The organism is Pseudomonas sp. Z5-35, assembly GCF_051131945.1.
GTDB classification, from domain to species: Bacteria; Pseudomonadota; Gammaproteobacteria; order Pseudomonadales; family Pseudomonadaceae; genus Aquipseudomonas; species Aquipseudomonas marvdashtae.
In genome coordinates, this window is the sequence record NZ_CP071640.1 from 1,322,773 (window position 1) to 1,337,838 (window position 15,066).

A 15,066-nucleotide genomic window follows, 5' to 3' on the forward strand; every position below is an offset into this window, starting at 1 on the left:
GATCCGCGCCAGGGTTGATTCCCGGCATGGCTGAGGATGCCAAGAGATCGCAGGGGTGTAACCTGTCAGATCTGACAGGCAGGCAGGTACAGCCGATGAACGGCTGTGTCCAAGCTGAATAAGATTTGAAACCCCCGTGGCGAGAAATAGGTTGTTTGAAAAATATAAAAAAGGCCGGTGGGCTTGTCGCTCACCGGCCTTTTTTCACAGCGCTGAAGTGCGTGTTATTGCACTTCCACCGCGAGGCTTTCGCTGATCTTCTGCTGCCAGATGGCGGGACCAGTGATGTGCACCGACTCGCCTTTGCTGTCGACCGCAACGGTCACCGGCATGTCCTTGACCTCGAACTCGTAGATCGCTTCCATCCCCAGTTCGGCGAACGCCAGGACCTTGGATTTCTTGATCGCCTGGGCCACCAGGTAAGCGGCGCCGCCGACGGCCATCAGATAGACGGCCTTGTTGTCCTTGATCGCTTCGATGGCGGTCGGGCCGCGCTCGGATTTGCCGATCATGCCCAACAGGCCAGTCTGCTCAAGAATCTGGCGAGTGAACTTGTCCATCCGCGTGGCGGTGGTCGGGCCGGCCGGGCCGACCACTTCGTCGCCCACCGGATCGACCGGGCCGACGTAGTAGATGAAGCGGCCCTTGAGGTCTACCGGCAAGGTTTCACCCTTGTTCAGCATCTCGACCATGCGCTTGTGCGCGGCGTCGCGGCCGGTGAGCATCTTGCCGTTGAGCAGCACGGTTTCGCCCGGTTTCCAGCTCTGTACGTCTTCCGGGGTCAGGGTGTCGAGGTTCACGCGACGGGCCGACGGGCCGGCTTCCCAGACGATTTCCGGGTAGGCGTCCAGCGGTGGCGCTTCCAGCGAGGCCGGGCCAGTGCCGTCGAGCACGAAGTGGGCGTGACGGGTGGCGGCGCAGTTGGGGATCATGCACACCGGCAGGGAGGCGGCGTGGGTCGGGTAATCCATGATCTTCACGTCGAGCACGGTGGTCAGGCCACCCAGGCCCTGGGCGCCGATGCCCAGTTGGTTGACCTTCTCGAACAGCTCCAGGCGCATTTCTTCAATACGGTTCTGCGGGCCGCGGGCCTTGAGCTCGTGGATGTCGATGGATTCCATCAACACTTCCTTGGCCATGACCGCGGCTTTTTCGGCGGTGCCGCCGATGCCGATGCCGAGCATGCCCGGTGGGCACCAGCCGGCGCCCATGGTCGGAACGGTCTTGAGTACCCAGTCGACGATCGAGTCGGACGGGTTGAGCATCGCCATCTTCGACTTGTTCTCGGAACCGCCGCCCTTGGCCGCCACGTCTACTTCCACGGTGTTGCCCGGGACGATGGAGTAGTGGATGACCGCCGGGGTGTTGTCCTTGGTGTTTTTGCGCGCGCCCGCGGGGTCGGCGAGGATCGATGCACGCAGGACGTTTTCCGGCAGGTTATAGGCGCGACGCACGCCCTCGTTGATCATGTCGTCCAGGCCCATGGTCGCGCCATCCCAACGCACGTCCATGCCCACGCGCACGAACACGGTCACGATGCCGGTGTCCTGGCAGATCGGCCGATGGCCGGTGGCGCACATGCGCGAGTTGATCAGGATCTGCGCCATGGAATCACGGGCCGCCGGCGATTCTTCGCGCAGATAGGCCTCGTGCATCGCCTGGATGAAATCCACGGGGTGGTAGTAGGAAATGAACTGCAGGGCGTCGGCAACGCTCTGAATCAGGTCGTCTTGCTTGATCACGGTCATGAGTCGCGCTCCTCTCTAAGACGGGAACATTTTATGAGGCAGCTGTAAGCTTCAAGCTCCAAGCAACAAGCTGAAGCAGTACGCGTACTGCTTTGAACTTACCGCTTGGAGCTTGGAGCTTGGAGCTTACAGCTGGCCCCAGGTCAAGGCACGCCGGGCATGCTGGCGCGACGCTAAAAAGGCGCGGCAGTATATCGCAGGCGGGCAACCTATGGGAGCGAGGTTGCTGGTGATGGCAACCTGCGCGCTGAAGGGCTGGAATGCACCCCGTGGCGAGGGAGCTTGCTCCCGCTGGGCTGCGTAGCGGCCCCAAGATTTTGCGGTCGCTGCGTACTGGAGCGCCAGCCCGGCCGAGCGGGAGCAAGCTGCCTCGCCACGGGGGCAGCGTCGGGGCCGGCAGATGCGTCAATCTGGGCCATTGCTTTGACGCCATTTTTCTGAGCCAGAATTGAATGGTCATTTGCCGAACACGCCACTAAAGTGGCGTCTGGCCTGTAGCGTAGGACACCTCTATCAGCCCCCTTTCCCATGGTGAGTCACCGATTGACCCATAACGCCATCCAACGCCTTTTGCTGAAACGCTTCGCCCTGGCAGCCACGACTTATGCGCTGGCACTGGTGTTGCTGTGGCTGGCGTTTTTCAGTGGCCATTACCTCGACTCGTTGCGCGGCGTCGTCATCGGCAGCGTGTTGGTAGTGCTGTGCCAGGTCGGGTTGTTCACGCTGTTCATCACTGGCCGCAACTTGCGCTTCGCCGACCCCAGCCTCACGGAAGTACAGGTCTGGATCGGCCTGGGCTGGCAGACCTGGATGATGGCGCACCTTGACCAGGCCCGGGGCCTGTTCCTGGTGTTCTATGTGCTGATCCTGCTGTTCGGGCTGTTCCACCTGACGCGACGGGCCTTCGTGCGCTGCGCGACGCTGGTGTTCATCAGCTTTACCGGCATCACGCTGTGGGACGGCTATTTCTTTCGGCTTTCCGATCCGACCCTCGCCGGGCTGCAAGTGTGCGTGTTGTTCATCGTGCTGGTGTGGCTGGTGTTGTATGCCCGCTACGTCCAGACCTCGCGCCAACGCATGCGCCAGCGCCGGTTCGCCTTGCAGGCGCACCAGGACACCCTGCGCGGCATGATGCGCCAGCTTGAAGACCTGGTGGCCACCGATGAACTGACCGGGCTGTTCAACCGTCGGCATTTCCTGCGCCTGGCGAGCCGCGAACTCAATACATTGCGGCCCGGCGTCGCCCATGGGCTGGCCTTGATCGATCTCGATCATTTCAAACGCATCAACGACCTGCACGGCCATGCCGCTGGCGATCAGGTGCTCCAGGCATTCGCGACCGTGGCCACGGCCTGCCTGCGTGAAGGTGATGTGCTGGCCCGTTATGGCGGCGAAGAATTCGTCATGTTGCTGCCAGCGTGCGACCCGGCGCGCCTGACGGCTTGTTGCGAACGCTTGCGGCTGGCGTTCAACGAAGTTCAGGTGATCGAGTTGCGCGTCGGCAGTCTCAGCCTGTCGGTGGGCATGACGATGCTGGAAATGGGCGATGACCTGGACAGCGCCTTGCAGCGCGCCGACCAGGCCTTGTACCGTGCCAAGCGGGATGGCCGTAATCGTTGCGCCGCCGCCTGGGAGAACATCGATGCCTGAGCTGAAAGTCACCGGCCGGCAATGGACGGTGACGGCGGGCGCCAACTTGCTGGACGCGCTCAACCAGGCCGGCGTGTCGGTGCCCTACAGTTGCCGTGCCGGCAGTTGCCATGCGTGCCTGGTTCAATGCGTGAGCGGCGATGTACGTGACAGTCGACCTGACGCCCTCAGTCCTGCGCAGCGTGACCAAGGTTGGCGACTCGCATGCCAATGCCAAGTCACCGAAGATGTGCAGATCCACACGTTCGATCCGCAACGCGACGGCCAGGCTGCCGAGGTGGTGGCAGTGGATTGGCTCGGCGCCGACGTGCTGCGCTTGCGCATCACCCCAGAGCGACTGCTGCGTTATCGAGCCGGGCAACACTTGGTGCTCTGGGCCGGTGACGTCGCGCGCCCGTATTCCTTGGCGAGTTTGCCTGGGGAAGACCGTTTCCTGGAATTTCACCTCGATTGTCGCGAACCTGGTCAATTCATCAGTGCGGCGCGACAACTGAAGGCTGGCGACCCGATTCGCCTCGGTGAACTGCGCGGCGGCGCACTGCATTATGATCCCGACTGGCATGACAAGCCGTTGTGGCTGCTGGCGTCCGGCACAGGCCTGGCGCCGTTGTTCGGCATCTTGCGCGAAGCCTTGCGCCAGCAGCATCAAGGCGCGATTCGCCTGATACATGTGGCCCGTGACGCCAGCGGACACTATCTCGCAAAACCTCTGCAGGCCCTGGCGGCCAAACATCCAAACCTGAGCGTTGAGTGGATCATCGGGGCCGAGGCGCCAGCGGCACTGGCGCAACTGCGCCTGACGTCCCGGCAGACCCAGGCCTTGGTGTGCGGCCAGCCGGAACGGGTCGAGGCGTTTGCCAAGCGTCTGTACCTGGCGGGGTTGCCACGCAATCAGTTGTTGGCGGATGTTTTCCTCACCCGCGAGAACGGTGTGGGCTGATCAGTTTGCACAACAAAAAGCCCCGCCATGTGAATGGCGGGGCTTTTTGTTTTCCAGGCGTTGGTTTGTCAGCCGATCATCAAACCATCGGGTCGCCGACATGCAGGATCTTCATCCCGTTGGTGCCGCCGGTGGTGTGGTAGCTGTCGCCCTTGGTCAGGATGACCCAGTCACCTTTTTCCACCACGCCGCGCTTGGTCAGTTCATCGATGGCTTTCTGACTGACTTCGTGCGGCTCCAGCGAAGCTGGATCGAACGGAATGGTGTACACGCCGCGGAACATCGCTGCGCGCGCCTGGGTTTCGCGGTGTGGCGAGAACGCATAGATCGGCACCGAGGAACGGATGCGCGACATGATCAGCGGCGTGTAGCCACTCTCGGTCAGGGCAATGATTGCTTTGACGCCCGGGAAGTGGTTGGCGGTGTACATGGTCGCCAGGGCGATGCTTTCGTCGCAGCGGGTGAATTCCTTGCCGATGCGGTGGCTGGAAGTCTTGCCGGTCGGGTGCTTTTCAGCGCCGATGCAGATACGCGCCATGGCCTGCACCGCTTCGAGCGGGTAGAGGCCGGCGGCGCTTTCGGCCGAGAGCATCACCGCGTCGGTGTAGTCCAGCACGGCGTTGGCTACGTCGGACACTTCGGCGCGGGTCGGCATCGGGTTCTGGATCATCGACTCCATCATCTGGGTCGCGACGATCACCGCTTTGTTGTGGCGGCGTGCGTGCAGGATGATCTTCTTCTGGATGCCCACCAGCTCGGCGTCGCCGATTTCCACGCCCAGGTCGCCACGGGCCACCATCACGGCGTCGGACGCCTTGATCAGGCCATCGAGGGTTTCGTCGTCGGCCACTGCTTCGGCGCGTTCGATCTTGGCCACCAGCCAGGCAGTGCCGCCGGCTTCGTCGCGCAGTTGACGTGCGTATTCCATGTCCGCCGCGTCACGCGGGAAGGACACGGCCAGGTAATCGACTTCCATTTCCGCGGCCAGCTTGATGTCGGCCTTGTCTTTTTCGGTCAGGGCCGGGGCGGTCAGGCCGCCGCCGCGACGGTTGATGCCCTTGTGGTCCGACAGCGGGCCGCCGATGATCACGACGCAGTGCAGTTCGGTGGCGGTGGCGGTTTCGACGCGCATCACCACGCGACCGTCGTCGAGCAGCAGCTCGTCGCCCACGCCGCAGTCCTTGACCAGGTCCGGGTAGTCGATGCCGACCACTTGCTGGTTGCCTTCGGTCAGCGGGTGGCTGGTGGAGAAGGTGAACTTGTCACCGATCTTCAGCTCGATGCGCTTGTTGGCGAATTTGGCGATGCGGATCTTCGGGCCTTGCAGGTCACCGAGCAGGGCAACGAAGCGGCCATGCTTGGCGGCCAGGTCACGCACCAGCTTGGCACGAGCCTTGTGCTCGTCGGGCGTGCCGTGGGAGAAGTTCAGACGGGCAACGTCCAGGCCAGCCAGAATCAGCTGTTCGAGAACTTCCGGCGAGTTACTGGCCGGGCCAAGGGTAGCGACGATTTTGGTGCGACGGACGGACATGCAAGACTCCTCAAGTTCAAGCGCCAGCGAAGGCTACTATGGTCTTTGGGTGTAGTCATCGTTCATGTGCACTACTTATTCGTTTGTTTTTCGAAATGAACATTCCTGAAAATTTTTGCGCCTCTCAAGCGCGAAAGCCGAACATTGCTTGGGTGGCGAGGGAGCTTGCTCCCGCTCGGTTGCGCAGCGACCGCAAAATCTCAGGGCCGCTGCGCGCCCCAGCGGGAGCAAGCTCCCTCGCCACAAGAGCTCGTCCGATCCTTTTCAGGCTGAAGATTTTCCCATCCAGGTCGATAAACAGCTCAAGACAGGAGAACCTCCCCATGCGATTCGTGCTTTTTATTGCCCTGGCCCTGAGTATCACGGGCTGTACCCGTTGGTCGATGAACCACCACATGAACCTGGCCTACAAGGCCTACGAGCGTGGCAACTGCGAGCAAGTCATGCTCGAGTTGTCCAAGGTCGACCGCGCCAGCCGTGCCCGTCGCTACATGCAGCCGGAAGTCTCGATGATGCGCGGCCAGTGCCTGGAGCGGCAGAAACTGTTCGTCGATGCGGCGCAAACCTATCAATTCATCCTCACCCAGTACCCCAACAGCGAATACGCCTACCGCGCCCGCGCACGTCTCGAAACCCTGCAGAGCCTCGGCCATTACCCGACTCGCAGCGCCACGGCTGTTCGCCCCACATCGTTCTGATCGTGTCGCGATGAAACCATTGGCGCAAAACGATTGTCGGACCGATGACTGGCATCGTGTCGACCTGACGCTTATGCCTGCGTGAGCTATATTTTTGTACAAGTCGTGACTAGAGCCTATGCTCTAATTTCGCAGCGTCACCTGAGACCGGCAGAAGTGCGCCAGCATGCTTGCAAGCGTCTGGCACCGGGCTCGGGGAGAGCGGGCTGGTGCAGGCTCGTTCCGAAGCACTCGATTGGCCGTGTACGCGGCTGTTCAAAAAAGCGATACAAGACATGTACAAAGAGCGTCGCATTGAACGACATCAGTTGTCGTATTTCCTTGAAGTGTTCAACGGTATCAACGATAAACCCATCGGTTTTCTGGGCAACGTCTCAGAAAACGGCTTGATGCTGATCAGCCATTTGCCGTTGATGGTCGGGGCACACTTCGACCTGCGCTTGAAGATGCCAGCCGACGACGGGCCGCAGCAGCATATCAAAGTGAAAGCCACCTGCCTGTGGTGCCAGGAAGACGTGACCCCACAACATTTCGACGCCGGTTTCAGCCTGCAATGGGCACCGCCGGAGTACGGGCAGTTGGTGAGCGCGTTACAGCAGTATTTCTGTTTTTATCCGATGCCCGCATCGGCTTGAGCCGTCGACTGCTTGCCGGGTAGTCCGCTAAACCGTGGCGAGAAAGTTTGCTCCCTCGCCACAGGTGCGCCAGCGCTGTTACACAGCCATCAACGCTGTACCTTCGTCTCGCCATCCAGCAATTTCTCCAGCAACAACACCCCCATCTCGCCCATCTGGTGAATCGCCAGGGCCAGGTTGCGTGGGGCGCCTTCCAGGTCTTCGGATAAATCCAGAATCAGCGTGCTCACCGAGCAGAAGGTTTCGTAGGTGTGCACGAGCATGCCTTCGGGGTCGGCGTCCGGGGCGACGATGAAGCAGTCCAGCTGCCGCTGGGACTTGGCCGGTTTGTCGGGCTTGAGGTAATGGTCCAGGGCTTTTTGCGCGGCTTTGTCGAGGTTGATTTCTTCGGCGGTTTTTGCGGTGGGGCGTGAGGCTTTTTTCGGGGGATTGGGGGTTGGTTTGATCATCATCGTCATCCTTTTAATGGGCTACCACCGACTCGCGACTAAACGAGGGGTGGCGGCTGTACGCAGGTTAGTCGACCGGGAGGATAACGATAAAACCGGCGCGCCCGAGGGCGCCCTGCGCACAGCCACCATTGAGCAGGGAGAGTGGCCCCCTACTGAGATGACGCTTATGCACTCCGTTATACCTCCGAGCGACTAAACCCGATCGCTGAGGTGTCAGCGACGCGGATCACGTTACGGGGCAAGGCCAAGGCGCACAAGTCGGCGGATTCTGGCGGATCTGTAGTCCGTTGCGCAAGGCGTTGTAGTCAACTTGGCGTCTTCTTACACCAAGTGTTGCCGTTGGTCTGGACTGTCAGATCTGTCAGGTGTTGTACAGCCCGCCATAGCTTTTACTGCCTCAAAGCCCGTTTGGCTAAACGCCTTTAACTATCGATGGGGTGGGTGATGAGCATTGACGACGATCTCGAAAAAAACAGTCCTAGGGAAAATGACGCGAAAATTGAAGATGCCGATAAGCGGGAGGTCATTTCATTTTCCGAAATGACGGCTACTGAAATCGTTCTGAAAGGAGAGAGAGGTCAAAACTGGGCTGAGCTACGAGTGAAATATGAGTGGTCTACTAACGGTGACTCATTCAGCGTAACTACATTGAGATATACCGCCAGGGCCAGTTATTATTCAAATCAATTTGGAAGAATTTTTCTGAAGGTTATGAGTCCTGTTGCAGACTCAGGTTGGTTGGAGATAGAAGGACGAGCATTTCAGGACGGAGCGCCGCATAATTTGGCTTCTACCGCAAGTGTTAGGGCAAATGCTAACAATGCGACCATATACTTTAGCTTTTACTACTCGTATCCCATCGCCGATCCCGATAATCTTACAGATGATAAAATCGCACGTTTTCTTTCACCTCCGAGCATTAATTCTCCCGTAAATTCTGCTATCGTCCGGCCAGATGTGCGAGTTGAAGGCTACGGTGAACCTGGCGCGACGGTTTATGTCCATAAGAGCTTAACTGCCGAGGTGTTATCCCTTCCGGCTAGAGTAGAAGCTAACCGTTGGTGGAAAGCAGACCTGCTCACACCGTTATTGCCGAGAGATCATAGCTGGACCGCCCAACAGCATTTAGACGGTATGGTTTCCAACTGGGCAAGGGATATCAATTTTAAGGTGGTATTTGCCAATCCAATAATCGTTACACCTGAATCAGATACGGATGTAGGGAATAGACCATGGTTTTCCGGTACGGGTGTAATCGGCGCAAAGGTGCAGATTCATCAGACCGGTACGGGCGATGAAATATCCCATATCGACACTTATGTGATTTGGCCGGGCGTCTGGAGTCTGTATTTGCTCGAGCGGTTGAGACTGGGTGAGCATCACTTCACCGCCAAACAGACTCTCGCTGGTGTTGAGTCAAATTGGGCTCCCGATATCCGGGTAAACGTAATTCCCCGCCCTTCCCCAGAAATCACCGACCCGGTAGCCGGCTCGGTGCAAAATATGTCCTTTACGCTTTCGGGCACCGGCGGTGCCCTGGGCGCTCAAGTCCATGTATTCAACGATAACGCCGTGGAAGTTGGTCGTTCCGGCGTGTTAGCCGGGACTAGCTGGACCTGTCCCGTGACGGTGGATCCAGGTAGGCGATCGTTGGTCGCACTGCTGAGACTCAACGGTGAAGATTCAGATCGCAGTGAGCCCCGTGCGTTTGACGTCCGACCTGCCACGCTCACCAACGTCACTGTCACCGACCTGTCCGAAACCGCAATCAGGTTCTCCGGCTCAGGCTATACCGGCGCAACCGTCCAGATCACAGTCGTCAGCGGCCCGACCGTCGAGCCGCCGCCCGAGGTGCCAGTGGAGGACGACGGGTGGTACACGACGGCGACAAACTGGCCGTTTGGCAGCTACAGCCTGAAGGCGATTCAGAAGGTTTCCGACCATGCGGGTGGCTGGATTGAGTCACAACCCCACACATTCCCGGTCAATCGGGTGTTGCCCGATGTAAGCGAAGTGACCTACACGCAGGATTATCAACCAACGATCTCGGGTAAAGGTTTCACCGGAGCCTCGGTGAGGCTTGCCAACCCTGGCGGTGGCAACGATGCCGCGCCCAACGCGCCGGTGAGCAACAGCGAATGGTCAAGTCGGGTATCACAGGTATGGGGCCCGACGTACAAACGAGAAGTCCATCTCAAGCAATCCTTGGATGGCCAGTCGTCACCGAACTGGTACAAGCTCGAGATCACCATCCCACCTTTGGCTCCGGTCATGAACGTGCCCGTGGAAAATGGCCTCTCGCCAGATCTGAGCGGCACCTGCTGGCCCGGCGCGGTTCTGAAACTCAAATACAGCGACAGCAACACCGAGCACCCCGTCACCAATAACAACGGCAGCTGGAGTTTCCGGCGCGAGACGCCGTTTGAACCTGAAATCACTCACACCGCCACCCTCACCCAGACCGACGCCGAGCAAACATCGCCGCCAGCATCCAGGACGTTCACGGTGTCTGTGCCAATGCTCCAACCGGTCATCACCCATCCCGACCCTGGTGAGGTGGGCCGTGATGTGACCATTCGAGGGCGGGAGGGCATGGCCGGGGCGACGATGCAACTGCGCGACGCTCAATTCAAAAGGCCTCTGGGCGAGCCAAAAATGCTCACCACTGATGGCGAATGGTTTATCGAACTCAGCGGATTGGAATTTCGTGATTACGTCGTCGATGCGCAGCAGACATTGGATGGACGCCAATCGGAGCACAGTGCTCAATTGGATTTTACGGTAGTGCTGTTGCCCCCGGAATTCGACGTGCCGCAGCCCGGCGGAAAGCTGCCGCGTACCTCGCAATTGTCGGGCAGAGGCATGCGGAATGGGCGGGTCAGTGTCTGGCTACAAGGCCGAGACGAACCGTTGCGTGAAAACATTTCCGTGAGTTTCAATGGCGATTGGGAAGCCGAGGTGACCTTGCCCGTTGGTGAGACCACCATTCGGGCCCGGCAATTTTTTGTCGACGAGGATGGCAAAGAACAGTCTTCTGCATACAGCGACTGGCTGGCCTACAACGTGGTGCCTGCCGCGCCCTTCATCGAAACCCCGGCCATGGGTGAGCGCATCGGTCGGCGGGTCGTGGTGTCGGGTTTCGGCGTGCCGGGGGACACGGTGACGGTGAGGTTGGGCGATACCAAACTGAAAATACTGGGACGCAGCCCGGTCCTGGAAGACCGCACCTGGTCGGTGACCGTGACGCTCGATCAGCCCGGCGGTGCCCATGGCCTGGTGGCCGTGGCGGAAAGCGAGGGGTTCGAATCCGAGGATTCGGCGCCGCGCGCCGTGGTGCTGGGGACTTATCTGCCTTCCATCGATGTGCCGGCGTCGGGACATTGGGTCGATAATCCGGTCGAGTTCGAAGGCCGGGGCAGGCCGGGTGTCGGGCAGGTGGTGAGTTGGTACAACCCCGATCGAGCCTTGGTCGCCGACCTTGGAGTCGATGCCGGCGCTTGGCAGGGCGAAGCGGTGATGTCATTACCCAGCGGCGGTCATTGGTGCCGATTCAAGCAAACCCTCACGGACAGCGCGGGGGACGGCACGGTTTCCGATTGGATTGACAGCGGGCGCTTCGACGTCCCGCCTCCCTCTTCGCAACCCTGATGCTGGGCCGTCGACGGACGGTCTTATGAACTGTCAGATCTGACAGTAGCCGAGAAGCCTTCGTTGGCGCCAAATCTATCCCAGCAAACTCATGGCCTGGTCACATCACCAGGCCACTTAGGTCTATGTCGACTCAAGGAAACCCGTCATGGCGGACTCCCGGCCTGCTGTACAGCTAATGAATCAATTGATTAGCCAAAAGCAACTCGCCGAATACCCTGCGCTTCGAAGATACATCGAGGCAGACGGCTCTATTTTCCCGCTGGTGGAAAAGGGCGTGCGGGGGCTGGTCAAGGATTATGGCGTGACGCCCGATGATGCCCATCGATTCATGCGCCGGGCCAACAGCATGGCGCTTTATGTGCGGCGCCAGTTCATCGAACACAATTTGTATGGTCGCGAGGTTGAGGGAGAAAGGAGGGGGAGCGGTTTGTTGTCGTTGGTTCAGGGTCCCAGTTTCGAGGAGTTATTCCGCCCCGACTTCGATAGCATGTGCCCACCGCAGGCGCTGGAATCATTGACCTCACCCGTGGCGTATCTGATCGAGCTATTGAGGTGGATAGACCAGCGTATCGAGGCGGTCTCTGACGATCCCCTCAAGTTGCCGTTGCATGGTCGGCGTAAAGACCTGAAACCGCTGGCTGTTGATTTCAATGCGGTGCACCAATCGGTGTCGGCGGTGAACATCATCGTTCCGGTGCTGGAAACCTTCATCAACGCGCATGAACCTCCCGAAGACCTGGAGGACGCCATGATCGAGGCGCGGTACCCCAACGGGCTACCTTATTATCAACATTGGGTCACGCTGGATACGGTCGCGCGCCAGCATGATTTGTCCGTGGGCGATTTTGCCCACAGGGTTGACCTCTCGTTTCCTTACTTTCTGCAGCGTCATGCCTGGGATGACGATGCGGGTCGTGCCTTGGCCCACGCGTCGCGGCTAGGGCCTTATCAACGAAAACTGCTGACGGAAGATCTGCCCCAAGAGGGGGACCTAGAGGACTATTACGCCCTTAACTTCGGTACCGATAATCTGAATCTGTTCACTAACCTCTACCAGGTTCCATTCTTTGGCGAGCGGACCAAACTGGATACACAAGGGCTTGAGGCCTTATTGTCGGTGCGCCGCTTCGCGCCCGTGCGCTCTGCTAACGTGACGTATACGGGAGCGGTATCTGGAGAACCGGAAAGCGGCCGCTCCGGTTCGGTTTACCTCAATGCCAACGCCCATCCTGCTGTTCAAATTACCGGTGACGGCTCTGGCGCCGCATTTTTTCACCGGTTGTCAGTAGACCCCGCTGTCAACGTTGATCGGTACGACCGGATGAACCGCAAGGTGCGCCTGGACCAATGGCTGGCGCTGCCGAGCGAGCAGGTGGACGCGCTACTGGTGGCGGCCATCAATGCCGAAGTGCGCGGTGGCGCGCCGGCCAATGCTTGGTGGATCACCGAGCGAGTCGTACATGCATTGGGACTGTTTCAGTCGCTGCGCGAGCGATACGGGTGCAGCGCGCCCGACTTTACGGTGTTCATCGACACGTTCTCGATTTATGGTCGCGGCGAAGCACCTTCGCAATTCGATCAGATTTTCAATGATCAGGGCGACTATAACGAGCCCTTGATGCTTGATGGAGGAACCTTTCCAGTCATGCCCGACCCCGGGCAGTCCGACCTGACAGTCGCCAGGCTATGTAGCGCCTTGAATATCGATCAGAAAAGCTATGCCTATCTGGCCCAGGTGATTGCTGGCGCTCATGGTGTCCAGAACGGCAACTTTCAGCGCAACGCGGCGATTCTGTCCAGTTTCTACCGTTTGGTCAGGTTGCCCAGGTTGCTGGGGATCACACCGGTCGAAGGCGTCCTGATGCTGACATTGCTGGGCGGGAAGCCTTGGCTCGACGGCGTGGCGGGGGAGCCTCAAATCAATCCAGCCCGGGGCGAGTCACCCGATGTGCTCAACCTGCTATATGCCATGCAAGCCTGTACGCAGTGGTGCGCCGATCGCAACCTTCCGGTGCTTTGGATGTTGCAACAGGTCTCGCCCCCTCAAGCCCAGGCCACCACCGATGCTGAGCGCCAGTTTTTTGAGCAGGTGCTCAATCTACTTCCTGGCGCGCTATTCACTAATATGGCATTGCTGGTGGCCGGCGTGCCTCCGTTGGCGGGGGGCAACTGGCTGGATTTGCTGACGGCGCTGATCGATTCCGATGGGCTGGTCATTGCCTATTCGGGCACTGAACTCGAATACCTGGGCTTCGCGCGGCCAAGACTCGACGACGCGGTGAGGGATGGCCTGGGCGAAGCGTTCGAGCCCGAGCGTCCAGCCATTGTCGAAAGAATGCTCAGCGTGTTGTTACAGGTCCGGGCGGCCCAAGCATCAGTGGCCAAGGAATGCCTTGCGGTCTACGCCGGTGTCGATTCGGAACAGGCGTTACCTGTCTTGACCTGGGCCAATGCAACGGTGCATCGGTTGTTGCGTCAAGTGCTGGAACGGGCACCGCTACCCTCCGATAGCCAGGCGCCTGCCAGGGGGCGTAACGAGGAGCCTGATCCACTCCTTGCGCTGCTGGCGGATGTGCGCCGTCGTGGTGCCGTGGTGGCGAAGCTGGCGCTTGGCGCCGGGTTGTTGCAGGACTTCCTGGATTATGGCTATCGGGCCTGGCTGGGGCTGGAAGAGAGCAACAAGCACGCGTTCACGATGCGCACGCTTTATTATCTGACGTCGCTCACCCATGCCTTTGAGCTCAGTGAACAGCCCGCGCAGAAACTGCTCGATTACCTGCGTGAGGTCGACGCGTTGGATTCCGGGTTGGGGGAAGACGCGCTGGGGTTGGCCCAGCAAGCATCGTGGATCAGGCTCGCCGAGTTTTTTAACTGGAGCGTCCAAGAGGTGCGCGAATGCCTCAGGCACATCGATCCGGAATGTGAGGTCCTGAAAAATCTGACCCAGTTGGATTTGATGATGCGCGTTCGGGAACTGGCTGCGCATACCGGTATGGATGCCTTGACGATTTTCCTGATCGGGATCTTACCGGAAGAAATAAACAAACCGGCCTACAAGGAAGCCGCTGAGTACGCCTTGCTGAGCGTGACCGAATCCGGTGCGTCTGCGTTGACCTCCTCCACCGAGGATCTGAAGCAATTGGTCAACATTGCCGTTGACGTGGATAACACTCACGTCGTGGCTAATAAACCCAACGAGAAAATCACCTTCACCGTCACGCTTCGCGACCGCGCCGGGGCACCGTTGAGCGGTGTTTTCGTTCGGTGGAGCGCCACACTGGGGACCATCGAAGAGAAGGCGACTGGTGTCGACGGGAACGTTGAGGTGGAGTTCAAACCTGGCAAGGTGATGGGCACGGAAACCCCGCAGTTTTGGCTGGACCTGTTCGAGCCGCAGTACGCGCCCACCATCCATGTCATCGCCGACGATTCATCCCTGCAAGTTCCGCCACCGCTTCGGTCACCGGTGCCGTTGGGTGAGGTGGCGTACGGCCAGGAAATCGAACTCTACGGCACGTTGATGGACGGGTATGGAAACCTCGGAAAAACCAGCCTTGTGCAATGGTTCATCGAATCGTCAGAACCCGCAGATGGACAACTGGTTTTTCGGTCCAGGCAGGCATTCACCAACCAGGAGGGGCAGGCACGGGTGTTCGTTTCCAGCCCGACGGGTGGAACATTCGAAATCAGCATTTTGGCCGAGGGCAGTGAGCGCAAAGCCCACTTCGACCCCATTAAGTTTGCTAGCCAGGAGTAACGAC

At 59.4% G+C, this 15,066-nt stretch carries 9 protein-coding genes; 6 read left to right on the forward strand and 3 right to left on the reverse strand.

What is annotated here, in order from left to right; genetic code table 11:
• Positions 1-224 precede the first annotated feature (224 nt).
• Positions 225-1,748, reverse strand: coding sequence for a fumarate hydratase (locus tag J3P95_RS06170; protein WP_122589657.1), 1,524 nt, complete (start codon positions 1,746-1,748; stop codon positions 225-227).
• Positions 1,749-2,291: 543 nt separating this feature from the next.
• On the opposite strand from J3P95_RS06170, the gene J3P95_RS06175 reads away from it, so the two are divergent.
• Positions 2,292-3,398 (forward strand): diguanylate cyclase domain-containing protein, encoded by a 1,107-nt coding sequence (locus J3P95_RS06175; RefSeq protein WP_434578270.1) that lies wholly within the window; start codon positions 2,292-2,294, stop codon positions 3,396-3,398.
• Positions 3,391-4,338 (forward strand): iron-sulfur-binding ferredoxin reductase, encoded by a 948-nt coding sequence (locus J3P95_RS06180; protein ID WP_434578268.1) that lies wholly within the window; start codon positions 3,391-3,393, stop codon positions 4,336-4,338. Before J3P95_RS06175 ends, J3P95_RS06180 begins: the two co-directional genes overlap by 8 nt.
• Positions 4,339-4,417: 79 nt before the next feature.
• Here J3P95_RS06180 and pyk read toward each other — a convergent pair whose 3' ends face one another.
• Entirely contained in the window at positions 4,418-5,869 is a 1,452-nt protein-coding gene (gene pyk / locus J3P95_RS06185) for a pyruvate kinase (RefSeq protein WP_434561539.1), read from the reverse strand.
• 323 nt (positions 5,870-6,192) lie between these two features.
• Between pyk and J3P95_RS06190 the strand changes: the two genes are divergently transcribed.
• Together J3P95_RS06190 and J3P95_RS06195 are read left to right on the forward strand one after the other, a co-directional pair.
• Positions 6,193-6,567 (forward strand): tetratricopeptide repeat protein, encoded by a 375-nt coding sequence (locus J3P95_RS06190; RefSeq protein WP_434578266.1) that lies wholly within the window; start codon positions 6,193-6,195, stop codon positions 6,565-6,567.
• Positions 6,568-6,842: 275 nt separating this feature from the next.
• A complete protein-coding gene (locus tag J3P95_RS06195; protein WP_434578265.1) occupies positions 6,843-7,202 on the forward strand; it encodes a PilZ domain-containing protein in 360 nt (119 codons plus the stop codon).
• An 89-nt stretch (positions 7,203-7,291) separates the two neighbouring features.
• Here J3P95_RS06195 and J3P95_RS06200 read toward each other — a convergent pair whose 3' ends face one another.
• On the reverse strand, positions 7,292-7,651 hold the full coding sequence (locus tag J3P95_RS06200) for a DUF6124 family protein (protein ID WP_434561545.1): 360 nt from the start codon (positions 7,649-7,651) through the stop codon (positions 7,292-7,294).
• 447 nt (positions 7,652-8,098) lie between these two features.
• On the opposite strand from J3P95_RS06200, the gene J3P95_RS06205 reads away from it, so the two are divergent.
• Both J3P95_RS06205 and J3P95_RS06210 read left to right on the forward strand, forming a co-directional pair.
• A complete protein-coding gene (locus J3P95_RS06205) occupies positions 8,099-11,302 on the forward strand; it encodes a hypothetical protein (protein ID WP_434626396.1) in 3,204 nt (1,067 codons plus the stop codon).
• A 148-nt stretch (positions 11,303-11,450) separates the two neighbouring features.
• On the forward strand, positions 11,451-15,062 hold the full coding sequence (locus J3P95_RS06210; protein WP_434578261.1) for a Tc toxin subunit A: 3,612 nt from the start codon (positions 11,451-11,453) through the stop codon (positions 15,060-15,062).
• Positions 15,063-15,066 lie beyond the last annotated feature (4 nt).